The organism is Janthinobacterium lividum, from assembly GCF_011601275.1.
Lineage (GTDB): Bacteria > Pseudomonadota > Gammaproteobacteria > Burkholderiales > Burkholderiaceae_D > Janthinobacterium > Janthinobacterium lividum_E.
Map to the genome: position 1 here is coordinate 168939 of NZ_JAAOLY010000013.1, position 21009 is coordinate 189947.

The 21009-nt window shown below is 60.3% G+C and carries 22 protein-coding genes; 6 read left to right on the forward strand and 16 right to left on the reverse strand.

Annotated elements, in window-relative coordinates:
• Positions 1 to 371: 371 nt before the first annotated feature.
• Positions 372 to 2792, forward strand: coding sequence for a TonB-dependent receptor plug domain-containing protein (locus tag GYK42_RS19990; protein ID WP_166448912.1), 2421 nt, complete (start codon positions 372 to 374; stop codon positions 2790 to 2792).
• An 82-nt stretch (positions 2793 to 2874) separates the two neighbouring features.
• On the opposite strand, the gene GYK42_RS29340 is transcribed toward GYK42_RS19990, so the two are convergent.
• Positions 2875 to 3432, reverse strand: a complete 558-nt coding sequence (locus GYK42_RS29340) for an FxDxF family PEP-CTERM protein (protein WP_082127910.1) — start codon at positions 3430 to 3432, stop codon at positions 2875 to 2877.
• A 390-nt stretch (positions 3433 to 3822) separates the two neighbouring features.
• Between GYK42_RS29340 and GYK42_RS20000 the strand changes: the two genes are divergently transcribed.
• The 3 genes from GYK42_RS20000 (at position 3823) to GYK42_RS20010 (ending at position 5438) form a co-directional block, all read left to right on the forward strand.
• Complete coding sequence (locus GYK42_RS20000; protein ID WP_166448913.1) at positions 3823 to 4401, forward strand: hemerythrin domain-containing protein; 579 nt, start codon at positions 3823 to 3825, stop codon at positions 4399 to 4401.
• 75 nt (positions 4402 to 4476) lie between these two features.
• Positions 4477 to 5088 (forward strand): immunity protein Imm33 domain-containing protein, encoded by a 612-nt coding sequence (locus GYK42_RS29345; RefSeq protein ID WP_166448914.1) that lies wholly within the window; start codon positions 4477 to 4479, stop codon positions 5086 to 5088.
• The gene (locus tag GYK42_RS20010) at positions 5085 to 5438 is read left to right on the forward strand and encodes an MmcQ/YjbR family DNA-binding protein (protein ID WP_166448915.1); all 354 of its coding nucleotides are present in this window, start codon (positions 5085 to 5087) and stop codon (positions 5436 to 5438) included. Before GYK42_RS29345 ends, GYK42_RS20010 begins: the two co-directional genes overlap by 4 nt.
• Here GYK42_RS20010 and GYK42_RS20015 read toward each other — a convergent pair.
• The 8 genes from GYK42_RS20015 to GYK42_RS20050 all read right to left on the reverse strand — a co-directional run bounded on the left by GYK42_RS20015 (position 5435) and on the right by GYK42_RS20050 (position 12226).
• Positions 5435 to 6367, reverse strand: a complete 933-nt coding sequence (locus GYK42_RS20015) for a CysB family HTH-type transcriptional regulator (protein ID WP_034747522.1) — start codon at positions 6365 to 6367, stop codon at positions 5435 to 5437. The genes GYK42_RS20010 and GYK42_RS20015 overlap by 4 nt on opposite strands.
• Before the next feature lie 14 nt (positions 6368 to 6381).
• A complete protein-coding gene (locus GYK42_RS20020; RefSeq protein ID WP_034747519.1) occupies positions 6382 to 7452 on the reverse strand; it encodes a sulfate/molybdate ABC transporter ATP-binding protein in 1071 nt (356 codons plus the stop codon).
• Between the two features lies 1 nt (position 7453).
• Positions 7454 to 8380 (reverse strand): sulfate ABC transporter permease subunit CysW, encoded by a 927-nt coding sequence (cysW, locus tag GYK42_RS20025; RefSeq protein ID WP_232731184.1) that lies wholly within the window; start codon positions 8378 to 8380, stop codon positions 7454 to 7456.
• Entirely contained in the window at positions 8377 to 9186 is an 810-nt protein-coding gene (gene cysT, locus GYK42_RS20030) for a sulfate ABC transporter permease subunit CysT (RefSeq protein WP_070224513.1), read from the reverse strand. Before cysT ends, cysW begins: the two co-directional genes overlap by 4 nt.
• Positions 9187 to 9415: 229 nt before the next feature.
• Positions 9416 to 10054: a peroxiredoxin gene (locus tag GYK42_RS20035; protein WP_034747512.1), complete on the reverse strand. Its 639-nt coding sequence runs from the start codon at positions 10052 to 10054 to the stop codon at positions 9416 to 9418.
• Positions 10055 to 10096: 42 nt separating this feature from the next.
• A complete protein-coding gene (locus GYK42_RS20040; protein WP_034747509.1) occupies positions 10097 to 10663 on the reverse strand; it encodes an RBBP9/YdeN family alpha/beta hydrolase in 567 nt (188 codons plus the stop codon).
• A 44-nt stretch (positions 10664 to 10707) separates the two neighbouring features.
• The gene (locus tag GYK42_RS20045) at positions 10708 to 11712 is read right to left on the reverse strand and encodes a sulfate ABC transporter substrate-binding protein (protein WP_099378008.1); all 1005 of its coding nucleotides are present in this window, start codon (positions 11710 to 11712) and stop codon (positions 10708 to 10710) included.
• 130 nt (positions 11713 to 11842) lie between these two features.
• Entirely contained in the window at positions 11843 to 12226 is a 384-nt protein-coding gene (locus tag GYK42_RS20050; protein ID WP_240943676.1) for a diacylglycerol kinase, read from the reverse strand.
• Positions 12227 to 12379: 153 nt separating this feature from the next.
• Between GYK42_RS20050 and GYK42_RS20055 the strand changes: the two genes are divergently transcribed.
• Complete coding sequence (locus tag GYK42_RS20055; protein ID WP_034747499.1) at positions 12380 to 13159, forward strand: IclR family transcriptional regulator; 780 nt, start codon at positions 12380 to 12382, stop codon at positions 13157 to 13159.
• A 31-nt stretch (positions 13160 to 13190) separates the two neighbouring features.
• Here GYK42_RS20055 and pbpG read toward each other — a convergent pair whose 3' ends face one another.
• The 3 genes from pbpG to GYK42_RS20070 all read right to left on the reverse strand — a co-directional run bounded on the left by pbpG (position 13191) and on the right by GYK42_RS20070 (position 16097).
• A complete protein-coding gene (gene pbpG / locus GYK42_RS20060; RefSeq protein ID WP_166448916.1) occupies positions 13191 to 14264 on the reverse strand; it encodes a D-alanyl-D-alanine endopeptidase in 1074 nt (357 codons plus the stop codon).
• A 176-nt stretch (positions 14265 to 14440) separates the two neighbouring features.
• On the reverse strand, positions 14441 to 15160 hold the full coding sequence (locus GYK42_RS20065; protein ID WP_166448917.1) for a nitroreductase family protein: 720 nt from the start codon (positions 15158 to 15160) through the stop codon (positions 14441 to 14443).
• A gap of 19 nt (positions 15161 to 15179) precedes the next feature.
• A complete protein-coding gene (locus GYK42_RS20070; RefSeq protein WP_034747493.1) occupies positions 15180 to 16097 on the reverse strand; it encodes a DMT family transporter in 918 nt (305 codons plus the stop codon).
• A gap of 349 nt (positions 16098 to 16446) precedes the next feature.
• Between GYK42_RS20070 and GYK42_RS20075 the strand changes: the two genes are divergently transcribed.
• Positions 16447 to 17013 (forward strand): phasin family protein, encoded by a 567-nt coding sequence (locus tag GYK42_RS20075; protein ID WP_046685995.1) that lies wholly within the window; start codon positions 16447 to 16449, stop codon positions 17011 to 17013.
• 139 nt (positions 17014 to 17152) lie between these two features.
• Here GYK42_RS20075 and GYK42_RS20080 read toward each other — a convergent pair whose 3' ends face one another.
• The 4 genes from GYK42_RS20080 to GYK42_RS20095 are packed head-to-tail and all read right to left on the reverse strand — an operon-like array spanning position 17153 to position 20842.
• Entirely contained in the window at positions 17153 to 17875 is a 723-nt protein-coding gene (locus tag GYK42_RS20080; protein ID WP_166448948.1) for an ABC transporter ATP-binding protein, read from the reverse strand.
• Positions 17876 to 17886: 11 nt separating this feature from the next.
• On the reverse strand, positions 17887 to 18660 hold the full coding sequence (locus GYK42_RS20085; RefSeq protein ID WP_034747484.1) for an ABC transporter ATP-binding protein: 774 nt from the start codon (positions 18658 to 18660) through the stop codon (positions 17887 to 17889).
• Positions 18661 to 18672: 12 nt separating this feature from the next.
• Positions 18673 to 19890, reverse strand: coding sequence for an ABC transporter permease subunit (locus GYK42_RS20090; RefSeq protein WP_166448918.1), 1218 nt, complete (start codon positions 19888 to 19890; stop codon positions 18673 to 18675).
• Positions 19891 to 19912: 22 nt separating this feature from the next.
• Positions 19913 to 20842, reverse strand: coding sequence for a branched-chain amino acid ABC transporter permease (locus GYK42_RS20095; protein WP_034747477.1), 930 nt, complete (start codon positions 20840 to 20842; stop codon positions 19913 to 19915).
• Positions 20843 to 21009: the final 167 nt, after the last annotated feature.

Genomic DNA, 21009 nt, shown 5'->3' on the forward strand with positions numbered 1-21009 from the left:
AATGGTTTGGAGGCTGACGAAATATCAGAAAATGGCGTTTTTTTGCCAAGATATTAAAATACATTTTCATCACCGTGTATTTGAACGGATGGCGGTGCATGCGCCACCAGGCGCTCTCTCTCATCGCAGATAGTCGTATTTATACAACAGCTGGCAATTTACTGCTGTGCAGCATTGCAGCCTTGCCATGCCCGGTCGTATGCTGGAAACGAGGCTATATGCGCTACTCGCGCCATGTTGACGTCTTTCAGATATTTATTGCATATCGATAGACAGAACGATTCGTAAGCACGCCGCGTGCCCACTGTTAATCTGATTGCATCATCGGACCGCCATGGTCCGCGCAACCACCAACCGAAGAGATATCGTCGATGAGTTCAAGCACCGCCCGCTCCCAGCTTCCCGCCCTCCCCGTCAAAACCGTTATCGCCGCCAGCCTGCTCGCCTGCTTCAGCCTGCCGATGCTGGCGCAAGCGCAGCAAGAACTGCCGGCCGAAGGCGAATTGCAGTCGGTCGTGGTCACCGGCACCTTCGCCAAGAACCGCCGCACCATCGATTCCGAATCGCCGATCGACATCCTTACGTCGCGCGACTTGCAAAGCACAGGTTCAGGCGAACTGGCCACCGTGCTGGCGCGCCTGCTGCCATCGCTGAACTTTGCCCGCGCCACGGGCGCCGACGCCAGCGACGCCGTGCGTCCGGCGCAATTACGCGGCCTGTCGCCCGACCAGACCCTGGTACTGGTGAACGGCAAGCGCCGCTACACGTCGGCCGTCGTCAACGTCAACGGTTCGCTGGGCCGCGGCTCGGCGCCCGTCGATCTGAACGCCATCCCGCTGGCCGCCATCGACCACGTGGAAGTGTTGCGCGATGGCGCGGCGGCCCAGTACGGTTCCGATGCGATCGCCGGCGTGATCAACATCATCCTGAAAAAAGGCGCGGCCGGCGGCGACGTCGAAGTCGGTTACGGCCAGACGCAGGAACGCGACGGCAAGCAAAAATCGATCAAGGGTTCGGCCGGCTTCGCCCTGGGCGACGACGGCTGGGTACGCATTTCGGCGGAAGTGGCCGAACGCGACCCGACCAACCGCGCAGGCGCCGATTTCCGCAATCCGCTGGAACCGCGCTATGGCAAGGTCAACCAGCGCTATGGCGACCCGGAAAGCAAGCCGGCAACGATTTTCCTCAACAGCGAATACCGCATCAACGACAATATCGACTGGTATGCCTTCGGCAACTACGGCAAGCGCGACACGTCGGCCGCTGCCACCTGGCGCACGGCCCTGATCCAGGATTCCGTCACCAAGGCGTACTCGCAGCGCACGCCGATCTTCCCGGAAGGCTTCTTGCCGCTGCAAAACAGCACCCTGACAGACCAGTCCATCGTCACGGGCTTGCGCGGCGAAGCGGCCGGCTGGCGCTGGGATGCCAGCCTGAACTACGGCAGCAACAAGTTCGAACTGGACCTGGACAACACGGTCAACCAGTCGCTGGGCGCAAACAGCCCCACGCATTTCTATGCAGGCTCGCTGAAAAACGAACAGACGGTATTCAACCTCGATGCGGCGCGCGAGTTTCCCGTGTCTTACTTTACGGGTCCGCTGACGGTCGCCGTCGGCGCCGAAGCGCGCCATGAAAAGTACAGCATTGGCGCCGGCGACGCAGCGTCGTACACGGGTGGCGGCTCGCAAGGCTTTGCCGGCTTCCGCCCTGTCAACGCGGGCAGCCATTCGCGCCACAACGAATCGATCTATGTCAACCTGGAAGCGGAAGCGACGAAGAAACTGTCGGGCGGCGTGGCCCTGCGCCATGAACGCTACAGCGATTTCGGCAGCACCACCTCGGCCAAGGGCTCGGCCCGCTATGCGTTCACGGACGCGCTGTCCCTGCGCGGCACCGTGTCGAGCGGCTTCCGCGCGCCATCGCTGGCACAGCAGTACTACACCATCACCACGACCAACTTCCAGGTCATCAACGGCAACAATACGGCCATCGAGACGGGCACCTTCGCCGTGAATACGCCGCAGGCCCGCGCCCTCGGCGCACAGGATCTGAAGCCGGAAAAAGCCCGCAACTACAGCCTGGGCCTGCAGTTCCAGCCTAGCCGCAACTTCACGACGACGGTGGACGCCTACCGCATCGACATCGACAACCGCATCCTGTTCTCGGCCAACCTGGCGCTGAACGACAAGCTCAAGGCCCAGCTGGCAACGCAAGGCTCGACCGTGGGTGCGGCGCGCTACTTCACCAATGCCGTCGACACGCGCACGGAAGGCGTGGACATCGTCAGCACCTACCGCATCGATCTGCAGGACAAGGACCGCCTCGACCTCACCGTGGCGTACAACCACAACAAGAGCACGGTACAGAAAATCGCCGACAATCCGGCCATCCTGACGGCCAACAACCTGAAACTGATCGACCGCCAAAGCATCGACCGCATCACGGTGGCGTCGCCGAAGGACAAGTTCAGCCTGGCCGCCGACTACGGCTTCGGCATCTGGAATGCGCACGGCGTCGTGACGCGCTACGGCAGCTTCACCGTGCCGCAAAACGACGTCAAGCTGGACCAGACGTATGACCCGCAATGGGTGCTGGACGTGTCCGGCTCCGTGAAACTGGGCAAGAACTGGCGCCTGGTGGCCGGCATCGACAACGTCACGAACCGCTACCCGGCGCAAGTGACGAGCGCGGGCAACCTGAACGTCAACGGCACCCAGCCCTACAGCATCTTCGCGCCGAACGGCTTCAACGGCCGCTACTACTACGCCAAGGCTGGCTATAGCTGGTAAATAACGCTCTGCCATGCAAAAAGCCCGGAACGCATCGCGTTTCCGGGCTTTTTCACGTCTTGCGCCCGCAGGCGCATCAGGCTCAGGCGCGGCGACGGCGCGCGGCAAAACCGACCAGGCCCAAGCCCAGCAGCATCATGCCGTAGGTCGCTGGCTCAGGCACGGCCGAGACCGAATTGAACGCGCGGAAATTGCTCAGGCCACGCGGCAGGTTGCCCAGGCTGAAAACCGTATTGGCGGCCAGCGGCGTGTCCCAGTGGAACAACAGTTCGCCACGGCCATAATGCACGGCCAGGTAGTCAAAGCTGGAGTTGACGGTGAACGAACCGGACTTGTTGCTGGCCAGGTCGCCCTGGGCGGCAAAGACCAACGAGCCGGTGCCGCTCGATGGCAGGCCGAACTTGCTGCTGACCAAGCTCTTGATGGCGGCCGCACTTTGCGCGCCGGACGGGTTGGCGCCGTCATAGACCCAGACCGAGTCCGCTGCCACGCTGCCGTAAGTGACGGTCTTGCCGCCCACCAGGAAGCCGCTCATGGCAGGATCGGTGACTTCCACCCAGCTTGCAGCCTGGGCCAATGGCGCCAGGCAAGCCGAGACAGCAAGGCAGAGACCCAGCACAGCACGTTTAGTCATATTCATGATTTCCCCTATTGATCAATTTCAAAAATTACAATTTCAGTTATATTTTTGTTATATTTCTTTGCGATTGGGCAAAAGATATCATTCAAGAAATCAAAATGCAATAAAAGAAACATCTTCAGTCATTGAAAATTTCAATCGCTCTCATGCATTGATTGCATCAGCCCGCTTTGCGCGGCGTCATGCTTCGTGGATCTGTTCCGGGAGATTGGCGGGCTGGACTGAAGTGTTGTTAATTCACACCAGCGCAAACGTCGTTCTGGCAAGCCCGGCCGGCGTTATCGCACGACGTCTTGCGCCAGCGCAGACAAACGCCATCCTTCGTGCCGGACGGCCCGACACCACGCTCTATCATGCTTGCTCCTGCCGACATCCATCACGGAGCACGCCATGCCGACTTTAAGCAAATTGAGTCCCTCCATCACCGACATGATCCGTTTCGACCATAGCCACGTGCTGCTGGCCTTCCATCAGTACACCACCAGCAAGAAACCTGCCGTCAAAAAAGCGCTGGCCGAAACCATCTGCAGCGCGCTGGAAATCCATGCGAACCTGGAAGAGGAAATTTTTTATCCGCAGATGCACCTGCTCGATGGCGACGCGGCGGTACGCCAAAAAAGCGTGCCCGAGCATCAGGAAATGCGCCGCCTGATCGCCGAATTGCGCGCGACGGATGCCGCCGCCACGCGCCATGACACCTTGCTGCTGGAACTGATGCGCGACGTGCTGCACCATGTGGCCGATGAGGAAACCGTGCTCCTGCCGGAAGCGGAAGCGCAGCTGACAGCAAGGCGCTTGAGCGAGCTGGGCGCGCAGATGACACAGCGCCGCATGGCCCTGGTCAAGCCGCAAGCGGGCAAGATCGCTGCCAATACGCTGATCGGTTTTTCCGGCAGTACCGCTGCGTGGATCATGGGGGCGGCCGGCGTGCTGGTGGCGGCCAGGCTGTTTGCCCGCAAGGCGGCCTGAACTGGCATGGAGAGTAGCCAGGCCGGCGGGCAATCAGCTACCATGGGAGCCCTTCGACTCCCATGACGGACCACCATGCCCAGCTGGCACCTGGCCGACGCCGCCGAACTGGCGGCGCGCCACCCCTACACCTTCTACAAATCGCCGCCCGAGGCCATTGCCCAGGTGCGACCGGGCGAGTTGGTCAAGCTGATCTTCGCCTTCCACAGCGACGACCCGCAAGCGCCGGGCGCCGAGCGCATGTGGGTGCTGGTCGATACGGTCGAACCGCATGGGCACTTCACCGGCAAGCTCGACAACATGCCCGGCTACATTGCCGATTTGCATGCCAAAGACCCCATCGCCTTCGATGCGCGCCACATCATCAATACGCAGCACGACGATGACGACAACCTCGTCAACCGCTACGCGGGCCTGTGCTTCGTGACGAAAAAAGTGCTGGAAGACGGCGCGCCCGTCGGCTATCTGTACCGCGAGGAGCCGGACAACGAAAGCGACAGCGGCTGGCGCTTCACAGCCAACGACGAGAGTGACGCCTACATGAACGACAGCGCCAACGTGGCCCTCGTGTCGCTGGGCGCCGTGCTCAGCGTGGACGACCGTTTTATTGCGCTACTGGATGCGCCTGCCGGCGCGTCCTATGCCTTCGACCACAACACGCAACAATTCGTGGCGGTGGACGAATGACAACTGATGAATTGAAGGATTTTTGCGCGGCCCTGCCCGGCGCGCAAGCCGTGCTGTACGGCCCGCCGTCGAATATCCTCGTGGTTGAGGTGAGCGGCAAGAAATTTGCCTATTTCAAGACCAGCGCGCCCGAGCAGTGGCGCTTCAGCCTGCGGGTCAGCGCCGAGCGTTTTATCGAGCTGACGGACATGCCCGGCGTGAAACCAGCCCGCTACATGGGCCGCTTTCACTGGGTGACCATCGTCGACGTGGCGCGCTTCCCCGCAGATTACCTGGCAGAACTGGTGCGCGATAGCTACGCGCGCGCCGTGGCCAGCCTGACGCGCGCGCAGCGGGCGGCCATCGCCTAGAGCGCTTCCTCGCCCGCCATGGCGCGGTCGATGTCTTCACGCGTCAGGTCCGGCGCCAGTTGCAGGATGAACTCGTAGGCGTAGGCGCGCAGGTAGGCGCCGCGGCGCACGGCCAGGCGCGTCGTGTTGGTGGCGAACAGATGCGACGCTTCCACGGCCCTTAAACCCTTGTCGCGGCCATGATCGAAGGCCATCGAGGCCACGATGCCCACGCCCAGGCCCAGCGCCACGTACTGCTTGATGACGTCCGAATCCATGGCGGTGAGGATGATATCGGTCGTCACGCCCGCCTTGGCGAACGCGTCGTCGATATGGCCGCGGCCCGTGAAACCCTTGTCGTAGGTAATCAACGGATATTTCGCCAGGTCTTCCAGGCGGATCGGCGAGTGATCGAGCAGTGGGTGGCCGTCCGGCACGACGATCAGATGGCTCCAGCGGTAGCACGGGAACGACACGAGGTCGGGGAACTGGCTCAAGCCTTCCGTGGCGATGCCGATATCGGTCTTGCCCGACAGCACCCATTCCGCGATGTGTTCGGGTGCGCTTTGCTGCAGCGCGATGCGCACGTCGGGAAAGGCGGCGCGGAAGCCCTGCACCACTTTCGGCAGCGCATAGCGCGCCTGCGTGTGCGTGGCCGCCACGGATAGCGTCCCGCTGGTCTGGCCGCTGTACTCGAGGCTGGCCTGCTGCAGGTTTTCCGCCTCGATCAAGAGACGGTCGACGATCTTCAGGATGCCCTTGCCCGGCTCCGTCAAGCCCGTCAAGCGCTTGCCGTTGCGCTCGAAAATCACCACGCCCAGCTCATCTTCCAGTTCGCGGATTTGCCGGCTCACGCCCGGCTGCGACGTGAACAGGGCGTTGGCCACTTCCGTCAGGTTATAGCCGCGGCGGGCCGCTTCGCGGATCGAGCGCAATTGTTGAAAATTCATAGTGTTCCAGCCTCTCAGGTTCTTGTCGGTTCAACGAACACGTGCAAGCGTTTCGGGCGCACGACCAGGGTCTCGCCCTCTTTCAGCTGCAGATGCGTAAAACGCTCGTTCGACATCACCGCTTCGATCAGTTCGCTGTTATCGACGCGCTGCAAGTCCAGCTGGGCCAGCGGGCCGATCGCATGCGCGCGGCTCAGCTTGACGACGATCCCTTCCGCGCCCTGCGTGTAGCGGTCGATTTCCAGATCGTGCGGACGCACATAGGCCGTGCCCTTGCTATCGCTCACGCCCGCGTAATCGGGTACTTCGAAGCTGGCGTCGCCGGTGGCCATCACGCCGTCATGCACGCGGCCGTGGAACAGATTGACGTTGCCGAGGAATCCATACACGAAGGGCGAAGCCGGGTGGTTGTAGACTTGTTCAGGGGAACCGAGTTGCTCGACCGTGCCCTTGTTCATCAGCACGACCTGGTCCGCCACTTCCAGCGCTTCTTCCTGGTCATGCGTGACGAAAATACTGGTCACGTGCAAGTCGTCATGCAGGCGGCGCAGCCAGCGGCGCAATTCCTTGCGCACCTTGGCATCCAGAGCGCCGAACGGCTCGTCGAGCAGCAGCACGCGCGGCTCGACGGCCAACGCGCGCGCCAGGGCGATGCGCTGGCGTTGCCCGCCCGACAGTTGCGGCGGATAGCGGTCGGCCAGCCAGTCGAGCTGCACCAGCTCCAGCAAATCTTTCACTTTACGGCGGATCTGGTCTTCCGACGGGCGCTCGCTGCGCGACTTCACGCGTAAACCAAAGGCCACGTTTTCAAACACGGTCATGTGCTTGAACAGTGCATAGTGCTGGAACACGAAACCCACTTGCCGCTCGCGCACGTGGCGGTTCGACGCGTCTTCCGCGTCCAGCAGCACTTGCCCGCTGTCCGGATGTTCGAGGCCGGCGATGATGCGCAGCAAGGTGGTCTTGCCGCAGCCGGACGGGCCCAGCAGGGCCGTCAGTTCGCCGGCGGGAAAGTCCAGCGAGATATTGTCGAGGGCGACGAAATCGCCGAAGCGCTTGTGGATGTTTTTAACTGCGATGGTCATATCAGTGCTCCGTAGAACGTAAGGCGGAATCGTCGGCGTCGCTCTCGTTCAAACGCCACTCAATAAAAGCTTTCAAGGCCAGGGTCACCAGCGCCAGCAGGGCCAGCAGGGAGGCGACGGCAAATGCGGCGGCAAAGTTGTATTCGTTGTACAAAATTTCGACTTGCAGCGGCATGGTGTTGGTTTCGCCGCGGATATGGCCGGAGACCACGGACACGGCGCCGAACTCGCCCATGGCGCGCGCATTACACAGGATCACGCCATACAGCAGACCCCACTTAATGTTCGGCAAGGTGACCCGGCGGAAAGTGTTCCAGCCCGACGCGCCCAGCACGATGGCGGCCTCTTCCTCTTCACTGCCCTGCGACTGCATCAGCGGGATCAGTTCCCGCGCCACGAACGGGAAGGTGATGAAGATGGTGGCCAGCACGATGCCGGGCACGGCAAACAGAATCTTGATGTCGTGCGCCTGCAGCCACGGGCCGAACCAGCCTTGGGCGCCAAACATCAGCACGTAGATCAGGCCGGAAATCACGGGCGAGACGGAAAACGGCAAGTCGATCAGGGTCAGCAGGATGCTCTTGCCACGGAACTCGAACTTGGCGATGCACCAGGACGCGGCCACGCCGAATACCAGGTTCAGCGGCACGGCGATGGCGGCCGTGATCAAGGTCAATTTAATCGCAGAAATCGCGTCCGGGTCGATAATGGCGGCGATGTATGCTTCCCAGCCCTTCTTGAACGCTTCCGCAAACACGGCCACCAGGGGCACGATGAGGAAAGCCGTCAGGAACAGCAGGGCGACGGCGATCAGGACCGTGCGCACCCACAATGGCTCCAGCACGACGGGGCCGACATTCGGTTCGAAGCGGCGCGCCGTCGGCAGCGCCTTGTCCACGCCAGCGGCGGCAGTCGTATTCGTACTCATGATTTCTTCGCCTTTCCGCGCGTCCATGCTTGCAGCAGGTTAATCGTCAACAACAGCAAAAAGGAGACCACCAGCATCACCACGGCGATGGCCGTGGCGCCTGCGTAATCGTATTGCTCCAGCTTGGTAATAATGAACAGCGGCGTGATTTCCGACACCATCGGCATATTGCCGGCGATAAAGATCACGGAACCGTACTCGCCCGTGGCGCGGGCGAAGGCCAGCGCAAAGCCCGTCAGCAAGGACGGCAAAATCGTGGGGAAGATGACGCGGATAAACGTTTGCAATGAATTGGCGCCCAGGCTGGCGGCCGCTTCTTCCAGTTCCTTTTCCGCATCTTCCAGCACCGGTTGCACGGTACGCACGACGAAAGGCAAGCCGATGAAGGTCAGCGCCACCACCACGCCCAGCGGCGTGAACGCCACCTTGATGCCCAGCACGCCTTCGATGAACTGGCCGAACCAGCCGTTCGACGAATACAAGGCCGTCAGGGTGATGCCGGCCACGGCCGTCGGCAAGGCGAACGGCAAGTCGACGAGCGCATCGATGATGCGCTTGCCGGGAAATTTATAGCGCACCAGCACCCAGGCCAGGATGCCGCCAAACACCACGTTCAACAGGGCGGCGATCAGCGAGGCGCCAAACGTCAAACGGTACGACGCCATCACGCGCTCGGACGTGACGGCGCTGAAGAAGGCGTCCCACGTCATGGTGAAGGTCTTCAGGAACACCGACGACAGCGGGATGAGAACGATCAGGGCCAGGTAAAAGAGCGTGAAGCCCAAAGACAGCTTAAACCCCGGCATGACCCGAAACGGCGCTCCTCGCGCCTTGAGCGGTGCTGCTGATGCTGCAGACATAGAAACCCCTTCTTATTACATTTTTGAGTTATAGGGCGCAATAATCACATGCAATCGTTATAAAAAGAACTAACCATTTCTCATTTGCTTAGATGGATTTTGCATACTTGCTGGCGGAATCTGCGGGCAAAAAAAAACGCACCGGACAGGTGCGTTTTTATGAAAGCTGAAACGTTTATTTATTTGGCTGCGGCGTCAGACGAAGATAAGGTTTCGCTGCCGTAAAGCCCTTCGGATACTTCTGCTTGATCACGTCCGGGTCTTGCACGGTCAATGGAATGATGACGTCGTCGCCGTCTTTCCAGTTGCCTGGGGTGGCCACGGTGTAGCCGTCCGTCAGTTGCAGGGCGTCGATGACGCGCAGGATTTCATTGAAGTTGCGGCCCGTGCTCAGCGGATACGTGAGGATCAGCCGTACTTTCTTGTTCGGGTCGATGATGAAGACGGAGCGCACGGTGGCCGTGACGGATTGCTCCGGGTGGATCATGTCGTACAGCACCGACACTTTCTTGTCGACGTCGGCGATGATGGGGAAGCCCACGACCGTGTTTTGCGTCTCTTCGATATCCTTGATCCAGCTCTTGTGCGACTCGGCCGCGTCCACGGACAGGGCGATGGCCTTCACGTTGCGCTTGTCGAATTCGGGCTTGAGCTTGGCCGTCAGGCCCAGTTCCGTCGTGCACACGGGGGTAAAGTCGGCCGGGTGGGAGAACAGCACCACCCAGGAATTGCCAGCCCACTCATGGAACTTGAGCGGACCGATCGAGCTGTCTTGTTCAAAATCAGGGGCGACATCGCCCAGGCGTAAAGTCATCGTGATCTCCTGTGAGGTTATGTGGCAATCGAATTCGTCGAATCAGGCTGCCTGACGGTGGCGCTTGTCGCTTTGCGCCAGATCAAACAGCGTTTGCAATTGCGCCTGGCCGTAGACCCAGTCGCCCAGGCGCGACTCGGCGTTGATATGGCCCAGCGCACCGCCATCAATATACTTGCAATTCCAGCGCCGTGCCCACTGCGCCGCGTGTTCGGCCGTCATCCACGGATCGGTCTGGCTGGCGATCAATATGCCGGGGCAAGGCAGCCGCTTTTGCGGCAATGCCTTCGCCACGCCAAACTTGTCCGGATCGGCCGGCCCCACCAGCAGCACGCCGGCCACGCCTTGCGGGTCGCGGGCCAGGCTGTGCGCCGTCGTCAGGCAGCCGAAGCTGTGGGCGACGATCAGGGTCGGGCGCGCATCTTGCCGGCGCACCTGGTCCAGGCGCGCCGACCAGGTGGCCAGATCGGGCGCGTTCCAGTCGTCCTGCTCGACCCGCTCGAATTGCGGATAAAGGCGCTGCCAGCGGCTCTGCCAGTGCTCGGGACCGCTGTTATGCAAGCCCGGCACGATCAGTACCCGGTAATCGGAAAAGCTGCGCAGCGCCATGATGTGTCCTTTTAGTAACGGTCTGGCAATCGTGCCATCCGGTATTACTTGGGCTGGTAGATCTGGTCGAAGATGCCGCCGTCGGCAAAGTGCGCCTTCTGTGCGGCCGTCCAGCCGCCGGCCACTTGCTCGATGGTGAACAGGTTGACCTTGGCGAATTGCGAGGCGTATTTCTTCGCCGCCTTGTCCGTTGCCGGACGGTAGTAATTCTTGGCGATGATGTCTTGCGCTTCGTCCGTGTACAGATAGTTCAGGTAAGCCTCGGCCACCTTGCGCGTGCCGTGCTTGTCGGCAAACTTGTCGACGACGGCGACTGGCGGCTCGGCCAGGATGCTGACGGACGGCGTGATGATGTCGAACTTGGTCGGGCCCAATTCCTTGACGGCCAGATAAGCCTCGTTTTCCCAGGCGATCAGCACGTCGCCGATGCCGCGCTCAACGAACGTGGTGGTGGCGCCGCGCGCGCCGGAATCGAGCACGGGCACGTTCTTGTACAGTTTGCCGAGGAAATCCTTGGCTTTCGCTTCGTTGCCGCCCGGCTGGCGCAACGCATAGCCCCAGGCTGCCAGATGGTTCCAGCGGGCGCCGCCCGAAGTTTTCGGATTCGGCGTGATGACGGAGACGCCCGGCTTGATCAGGTCATTCCAATCCTTGATGCCTTTCGGGTTGCCCTTGCGCACCAGGAACACGATGGTCGAGGTATAGGGCGAGCTGTTGTGCGTCAGCCGCTTTTGCCAGTCGGCGGCCAGCAGCTTGTGCTCGGCCAGCGCGTCGATGTCGTAGGCCAGGGCCAAGGTGACCACGTCCGCTTCCAGACCGTCGATGACGGCGCGCGCCTGCTTGCCGGAACCGCCGTGCGATTGCTTGATCTTGACGTTGTCGCCCGTCTTGCCTTTCCACTCCTTGGCAAATGCCGTATTCACATCCTGGTACAGCTCGCGCGTCGGGTCGTACGACACGTTGAGCAGGGTGATATCGGCAGCCTGCGCCGTTTGCAGAAGGGCAAACGCGCTGATGGCGGCGGCAATGATGATTTTTTTCGACAGCATCTAAGATCCCCGTGTGGTTGAACTTTCAGAGCCACCAGATTACGGCGCCATGGCCGTAAAGAGAACGAAGCGTTTCGCCGTTTGATATGCGATTTTCGCATAAGGCGAGCACTGAACGGGGGTTTAGTGCTTAATAAAAGCGGTTGAACAGGACGACAGCCCAGGTGGCGAAAGCCAGTATGCACGTCAGCAGTACGGCGGCGCTGCCGAAATCCTTGGCGTTTTTCGACAGCGGATGGCGTTCGAGCGAAATGCGGTCGACCACGGCTTCCAGGGCAGAATTGATGAGTTCGACGATCAATATGAGCAGCAGCACGCCGATCAGCACCAGTTTTTCAAAGGCGGAGATACGCAGCAGCAAGGCAATCACCGTGCCGACGACGAACAGGCCCAGTTCCTGGCGGAACGCGTGTTCTTGGCGCCAGGCCGCCGTCAAGCCGTCGAGCGAGTAGAAAAAGGCGGAAAAAATCCGTTTCAAGCCGCTTTTGCTCTTGAATTCATTCACAGGTTGCATAGTTTTCCAAGGTTCAAAGGATGTCCAGCCGCCAATTATGAGGGCCAATATGAGAATTGTGACAATTTATTCGCTGAATATCTCGGAACATTTCACTATTTTTTCACATCATGGTATAAAGAAGCATGAATACTGCATTGCACCAAATCCATCATGAAAATTGAACCGGTCGCTGCCCCGAAGACGACGATCCAGGTGATCGAACGCATGGTCGCCCTGCTCGATGCCCTGGCCAAATATTCCGACCCGGTCAGCCTGAAGGAATTGTCCAAAGTATCGGGCCTGCACCCCTCGACGGCGCACCGCATCCTCAACGACATGGTGCTGACGCGCTTTGTTGACCGCATCGAACCGGGTACCTACCGGCTGGGCATGCGCCTGCTGGAACTGGGCAATGTGGTGAAAAGCCGCCTCAGCGTGCGCGAAGCGGCGCTGGACTTCATGCGCCAGCTGCACAAGAAAACCCAGCAAACGATCAACCTGTCCGTGCGTCAGGGCGACGAGATCGTCTACATCGACCGCGCATTTTCCGAACGCTCGGGCATGCAGGTGGTACGCGCCATCGGCGGCCGCGGCCCGCTGCACCTGACCTCGACCGGCAAGCTGTTCCTCTCCGTCGATGAGCCGAAAGCCATCCGCGCGTATGCCACGCGCACGGGCTTGGCCGGGCACAACAAGAATTCCATCACGGATTTGCAAAAGCTCGAGCGCGAACTGAGCCTGGTGCGCGAACGCGGCTATGCGCGCGACAATGAAGAGCTGGAATTGGGCGTGCGCTGCATGGCCGCCGGCATCCGCGACGATACAGGCAAGCTGATCGCCGGCCTGTCGATCTCGGCGCCAGCCGACCGCCTGCAGGATGAGTGGCTGGTGGACCTCGTGGAAACGGCCAACCAGATTTCCGTCACCCTGGGTTTTATCCCGCAAGACTAAGAAACAGGGCAGCAACGCTGCCCTGTTTCTTTTAGCCGCCGGGCAAACTCATGTTGGCAGGTTTCAATGCTTCCAGCCACTTGCGCATGCGTCCCGCATCGGCCGTGCGCGACTGTTTTCCCTTGGAATCGAGGAAGACCATGATCACGGCCCGTCCTTCGATGACGGCCTGCATCATCAAACAACGTCCCGCCTCGTTGATGAAGCCCGTCTTTTGCAAGCCGATTTCCCAGCCCGGGTTGGCCACCAGATGATTCGTATTGCCGAACTGCATGGGCTGGCCGCTGGCTTCGACGATGGCTTTAGGGTCCGTCGAGTACTCGCGCAGCAGCGGATGGCGGAAAGCGGCCATGGCCAGCTTGCCCAGGTCGCGCGCGCTGGCCACGTTCATTTTCGACAGGCCGCTGGAATCGACGTAATGCGTATCCATCATGCCCAGCTGGCGCGCCTTGCTGTTCATGGCGTCGACAAACGCCGGCAAGCCGCCCGGATAATTGCGGCCCAGCGCCGAGGCGGCGCGGTTTTCCGAGCTCATCAGGGCGATGTGCAGCATATTCGCGCGCGTCAATTGCGAACCCACTTTCAGGCGCGAGCTGCTGAACTTGGCGCGGTCGACGTCCTCGTCCGTAATCGTCAGCAATTCATCCATGTCCTGGTGCGCTTCGACCACCACCAGGCCCGTCATCATCTTGGTGATGGAGGCGATGGGCAAGGCAACATTCGAATTCTTTTCAAACAGCACTTCCGAATTGGCCTGGTCCAGCACCAGCGCCACGCTCGACTTGAGGTCGAGCGGATCGCGCGTGAGGTTCAGGCCGGCCAGGTCGCCCATGGTGGGCATCGGTGCGGCCATGGGCACGGCCACGCTGCTGATTTTTTGATAGATGACCTTGCGTTTGCCGCGCACCATGACGACCCGGCGCACGCTCTTTTCGCGCGGCGCGGCCGTCGCGCCCTTGCGCAGCACGACTTTGACTTTCTTGGTGTTGTGTTTCTTGGAGGCTGAGGATTTGCCGTTCGCTTCCTTGGCGTGCACGGCCGCAGCCGGCGCCAGTGCAAACAGCAGGGAAGCCAGGACACCCAGCGCAAGTTTAAACTTAGCCATTCGATAATTCCCCGTGAAGCTGTTGCCTTATTGCAGTGTAGCGAAATGCAGAGTAATCGCAAGCCTATTTAACAGTTAGGACAGTATTTATTGCAGCACTGAAATACAAATCGTTGGCGATCAGCAAACAAGCTCATCCTTAATCGGCTGTTTGCCTGCTCTGTTCGTTGGCATGTCTATTTGTCCGCGAATTTAACAAAGCCGGCCAGCGGTTCGCGTTGCGTGCTCAGGCGGTTCTCGATCTTGTCCGGATCGGCATAGCCAAGGGCCATGCCGCACACCACCATTTCGCTGGCCGGCACGCCCAGTTCGTCGCGAATAATGTCATGGTAATGGATGAAGGCCGCCTGCGGGCACGTGTCGAGCCCGCGCGCGCGCGCCGCCAGCATGATATTTTGCAAAAACATGCCGTAGTCGAGCCAGGAACCCTGTTCCAGCACCCGTTCGATGGTAAAGATCAGGCCGACGGGCGCATCGAAAAACTGGAAATTGCGTCCATGCTGGGCAGCCATGCCGACCGTATCGCCCCGCTCCAGGCCCAGCAGCTGATACAGGTCCAGGCCGATCTTGCGGCGGCGTTCGATGAACGGCGCCGTCCACTGGCGCGGGTAATAGATATATGACGCCGTGCGCGCGGGCGCATCGGGCGCGTTCGGCGCGGCATAGGCGGCCAGGATGCGGCGCGACAGGCGCGCGCGCGCCTCGCCCGACAGCACATACACTTTCCACGGCTGCATGTTGGCGCCCGAGGGCGCGCGCGCCGCCACTTCCAGGATGCGCGCGATATCGTCCTGCGCCACCGGCGTGGGCAAAAAGGCGCGAATCGAACGACGCGATAGAATGACGGCGTCGACGGCTTGCTGCGCCGCCTGTGTTTCAGATGCTTGCTTGTTCACTGCCCTGCTCTCCTGCTCTCTACTTCTTGACGACAAACACGACGCCAACCACGGCCACCAGCATGCCGGCGATGCCCAGCATATTGAATGCTTCGCCAAACATCAGCCAGGCCATCACGGCCGTCGTGGGCGGCGTCAGGTACAGCAAGCCCGTCACTTTCGTGGCGTCGCTGCGGCGGATCAGGGCGAACAGCAGGAAGATGGCGCCGATGGATAGCACGAGTACCGACCACAGCAAGGCGCCGATGAAATTCGCCGTCCATTGCACATTGCTGAAATGCAGGTCCAGCCCTTCGTAATATAGGGCGAATGGCAAGACCACGACGATGGAGGCGGCAAACTGCACCACCGTGCCGGTGCGCAAGTCGAATTGCGGACAGTGGCGTTTTTGGTACATGGTGCCGGCCGTCATCGACAGCAGCGCGAACACGCACAACAGCACGCTTTCCACGGTCAGGCCAACGAGGTTGATCTTCGCATACACAACGAGGGCCACGCCCAGCAAGCCGAAGAACAGGCCCAGCCACTGGCGCGGGCGCACGGATTCACCGATCAGCGGTGCGGCGCAGGCCGTCAACACGGGCTGCATGCCCACGATCAGGGCGGACAGGCCGGCCGGCATGCCCAGCTTGATGGCGCACCAGACGCCGGCCAGATAGCCCGCTTGCATCAAGATGCCGGCCACGGCGATCTGGCGGAACTGTCCCACGGGCCACGGCGCGCGCAACAGCAGCACCAGCGGCAGCAGGATCACCAGCACGCCCAGGAAGCGCAGCAGCAAAAAGGTCAGCGGGGGCGCGTACGGCAAGCCGAACTTGGCGACGATAAAACCTGTGCTCCATAACAACACAAAGAAGCCAGGCAAGGCCATCGGCGTCAGAGTGGTCAGAAGAGAGGCTTTGCCGCTGGCGCCAGCCGCGGCGGGAAGATTGGACATGGTATCAACTCGGGAAACAGGATCGGCACCGGGTGCTGCGCCAGTGCGGGAGGCAAAGTCTAGCATGCTGCGCCGCAATCGTCCCTGTAGCGCTGGAAATGATAGTTTAGGCATAAACCATTGACACCTAGAAATCAAATATTTCTCTTTAGAAACAATGACTTTTGATGCAAATCTATTCAATTGTTGCATCGCACAAGAAACGCTTGACTTCGTTTTTTTTAACCGTAGAATAGGGTTTGTTGCGTTGCACAATTCTTGTTCAGCTTGAAAAATTTAGATTCACCTGCTTTCCCAAACGGTACACGCAGCATCAAATTAACCAGATTTCGATTTTTTGGAGATTTATATGTTTTCAATTCCTGAGCAATTTTCGTCCGCTACCAAAGCCAACCTGGAAGCCCAATTCGCCCTGTTCTCGTCGCTGACGGGCAAAGCCTTCGAAGGCATCGAAAAGATCGTCGAACTGAACCTGACCGCCGCCAAAGCGACCCTGGAAGAATCGACCGCCGCCGCCAAGCAATTGCTGTCGGCAAAAGATCCACAAGAATTCTTCTCGCTGAGCGCTGCTCAAGCCCAGCCTAGCGCCGAAAAAGCCATCGCTTACGGCCGTCACCTGGCTGCCATCACGTCCGGCACCCAAGCAGAGTTCAGCAAAGCAGCTGAATCGCAAATCGCTGAAACCAACCGCAAGGTAATTTCGCTGGTGGAAGAAGTCACCAAGAACGCGCCAGCCGGTTCGGAAAACGCCGTCGCCATCCTGAAAAGCGCCATCGGCAACGCCAATGCAGGCTACGAGCAATTCTCGAAAACCAGCAAGCAAGCCGTCGAAGCCATCGAAGCGAACCTGGCATCGGCCGTGAACCAGTTCACGCAAGCGGCTGAAAAAGTCGTTCCGCGCGCTGCCGCCAAGTAATTCCTGCGCGACCGCTACGGCGGTCCGCTAAGTAATCCTCGGGGGTTACTTTAATACCAGCTCCTCCAGGCATCCATCCCGTACTTCCCCGACGGATGCCATTATGCCCCAGCCCAGCTGGGGCATTTTTTATGCGCGCTTACTCGCCCAGATACGCCGCCTTCACGCGCGGATCGTCGAGCATGGCGGCCGCGTTGCCACCCATGGTGACCAGGCCTGAATCCATCACATAGCCGCGGTGCGCCGCTTGCAGGGCCAAACGGGCATTCTGTTCGACCAGCAAGATCGTGATGCCTTCGGACGACACCTTGCGGATTACCTCGAAGATTTTCTCGACCATGATGGGCGACAGGCCCATCGACGGCTCGTCGAGCAACAGCAATTTCGGATGACTCATCAGTGCGCGCGCCATGGCCAGCATCTGCTGCTCGCCGCCCGACAGGGTGCCGGCCATCTGCGCCGCCCGTTCCTTCAGGCGCGGGAACACGTCGAACCACTTGGCAATATCGTCCTCGATACCGGCCTTGTCCGTGCGCGTGTAAGCGCCCATCATGAGGTTTTCGCGGATCGACATGCGGGTAAACACGCCCCGCCCTTCCGGCACCATGGCCAGTTTTCTTTCCACCAAATGAAACGATTTCGTCCCCTTGAGGGACTCACCTAGGTAGCTGATCGTACCTACGATCTTGCAGGCCGGCAACGTGCCCGTGATGGCTTTCAAGGTCGTCGTCTTGCCGGCGCCGTTCGCGCCGATCAAGGCGATCAGCTCGCCCTCGTTCACTTCCAGGTCAATGCCTTTCACGGCCTTGATGCCGCCGTAGGCCACGTGCAAGCCCGATACCTTCAATACATTCTTGTTCAAGCCATCGTTACTCATGCGTGCGATCCTCCCAGATAAGCCTCGATGACGGCCGGGTTCTGTTGTATTTCGGCCGGCAAGCCTTCCGCGATGCGCTTGCCATACTCGAGCACCGTGATGCGGTCGCACAGTCCCATCATCAGTTTCACGTCGTGCTCGATCAACAGCACGGTCTTGCCTTCAGCCTTGATTTTCACCAACAGCTCGCGCAGGGCCAGCTTTTCCGTCGCGTTCATGCCGGCCGCCGGCTCGTCGAGCGCCAGCAGTTGCGGGTCGGTGGCCAGCGCGCGGGCGATTTCCAGGCGCCGCTGGTCGCCGTACGACAGGAAGCGCGCCGTGCGGCTGGCGAACTGGGCAATGCCAACGAAGTCGAGCAGCTCCATGGCCCGCTTGCGGATCGACGCCTCTTCCTCGCGCGCCGCCTTGTGGCGGAAGATGGCGCCAAACACGCCTTGGTGCGAGCGCACATGACGTCCCACCATGACGTTTTCCAGCGCCGTCATGTCGCCAAACAAACGGATGTTCTGGAAGGTGCGCGCAATGCCCGCCTTGGCCACCTTGTGCGGCGCGGATGGTGAATACGGCTTGCCGGCCAGCTCGAAAGTGCCCGTGTCGGGCTGGTACAGGCCCGTGATCACGTTGAAAAACGTCGTCTTGCCGGCCCCGTTCGGGCCGATCAAGCCATAGATCTGGCCTTGCCGGATGGTAATGCCCACGTCGGTGAGCGCCTGCAAGCCGCCAAAACGTTTATTCACGCCGGCAATATTGAGAATGATCTGTTCGCTCATGCTATCCCTCCCTTAAGCGGACACGACGCCGGTGGATTTGTTGGGCTGGTCGACATCGTGGTCGGGCCGGTCTTCGTGCTTAGGCGATGGCCACAGGCCCGCAGGACGGTTCAGCATGATCAAGACCATGGCCAGGCCGTACAGCAACTGGCGCAATACTTCGGCCTCGATCACTACATGGCCGAACAGCGCCTGCTGGGCCGGTTCCACCACGTGGCGCAACACTTCCGGTATCGAAGCGAGGATCACGCCGCCGAGGATCACGCCGGGGATGTGGCCGATGCCGCCCAGCACCACCATGGCCAGCACGGCGATCGATTCCGTCAAGGAAAACGATTCCGGCGAGACAAAGCCCTGGAACGAGGCAAACATGGCGCCGGCCACGCCGCCAAACGAGGCGCCCATGGAAAAGGCCAGCAATTTGACGTTGCGCGTGTTGATGCCCATGGCCTTGGCCGCGATCTCGTCTTCGCGAATGGCCACCCAGGCGCGGCCCAGGCGCGAATGCTGCAGGCGCTTGGTGACGAACACAACGGCAATGCACAGGAACAGGAACAAAAAGTAATAGGCGTTCACGGACGGCATGGAAAATCCGGCCACCGTGACAGTGCTGTTGGTGCCCGCCTCGCCCGCCAGGTTGACGCCGAAGATGCGGATGGGGTCGATCAAATTGATGCCTTGCGGCCCATTCGTGAAATTGATCGGGTCATTCAAATTGTTCATGAAGATGCGGATGATCTCGCCAAAGCCCAGGGTCACGATGGCCAGATAGTCGCCGCGCAGCTTCAAGGTGGGCGCGCCCAGCAAGGCACCGAACAGGCCGGCAACAAAAGCGGCCAGCGGCACGATAATCCAGATCGACAAATGGATGCCGTTTTCGCGGATTTCCGGCCCCATCAGTTGCACCAGGGTCTCGCCCAGCACCGGATATTGATTTACCACCGATTCAAGCAGGATGGCGAACTGGGGCGACGCCAGCAAGGCCGTCAGGTAGGCGCCCACGGCGTAGAAGGCGATGTAACCGAGGTCGAGCAGGCCGGCAAAGCCGACGACGATGTTCAAGCCCAGGGCCAGCATGATGTACAGCAAGGCCATGTCGATGATGCGTACCCACGAGTTGCCGAACTGGGCGGCAAAGAACGGGAACACCACCAGCAGCGCGGCCAGGCCCAGCATGCCGGCGTAGGCTTTAGTCGGATTTTTCTTAGCGTCAAAATCGAGTAGTGCCATGATTTAATCTCCCAGTTTTACATCAGGCACGGTCGGCCACGCGTTCGCCCATGATGCCGGACGGGCGCAGGGTCAGCACGATGATCAGCACGACAAAGGCAAAGATATCTTGGTAATGGCTGCCCAGGAAGCCGCCCGTGATGTCGCCGATATAGCCAGCACCCAGGCTTTCGATAATGCCCAGCAAGATACCGCCCAGCATGGCGCCGTAGATATTACCGATACCGCCCAGCACGGCCGCGCAGAAAGCCTTCAAGCCGGGAATGGCGCCCATGGAAAATTGGATGGAGGCATAGTTGGCGCCCCACATCACGCCCGCCACGGCCGCCAGCGCGGCGCCGATGGCAAAAGTGGCCACGATGACCTTGTCGGAATCGACGCCCATGAGTCCCGCCACCCGGGGGTTTTCCGCCGTGGCGCGCATGGCGCGTCCCATGCGGGTTTTTTCCACCAGCAACACCAATCCGCCCATCGACAGCGCGGCCAGGGCCAGCAGCAGCACTTGCGTTTGCGAAATTACGGCGCCGCCTATGTTGATGGGGTCGGTCGACAGTAATTGCGGGAAGGGCAAGGGATTGCGCGTCCAGATCATCATGGCGAAGGTTTGCAGCAGGATGGAGACGCCGATGGCGGTAATGAGGGGGGCGAGGCGGGGGGCGTTGCGCAGGCGGCGGTAGGCGACCCGCTCGATGATGATGTTGACCAGAATACAGATGGGGATGGCGCCGAGGATGGCCGTGGCCAGTTTCAGATAGCCGGGCCAGTCCGGCACATAAATGCCCAGCAGCTTGAGGATGGTCAAGCCCACCATGGCGCCGATCATGAGCACGTCGCCGTGGGCGAAATTGATCAGGTTCAGCACGCCGTACACCATGGTGTAACCGAGGGCGACTAAGGCATACATGCTGCCCAACACCAAGCCGTTAATGATCTGCTGGATGAATGTATCCATGATTGCCCTATCAAATATGCATTTTTCGGGAACAACTTCCGCCAGAACATGGGCCGCTGATACAAAAACGGCACCGGAGGAAGAATTCCTGCAGTGCCATCCCTGGACCGTTCTCACCAGCATGGTGCACGCACTCAAAACGGGCGTGACCTTGCTTAGTCATAACG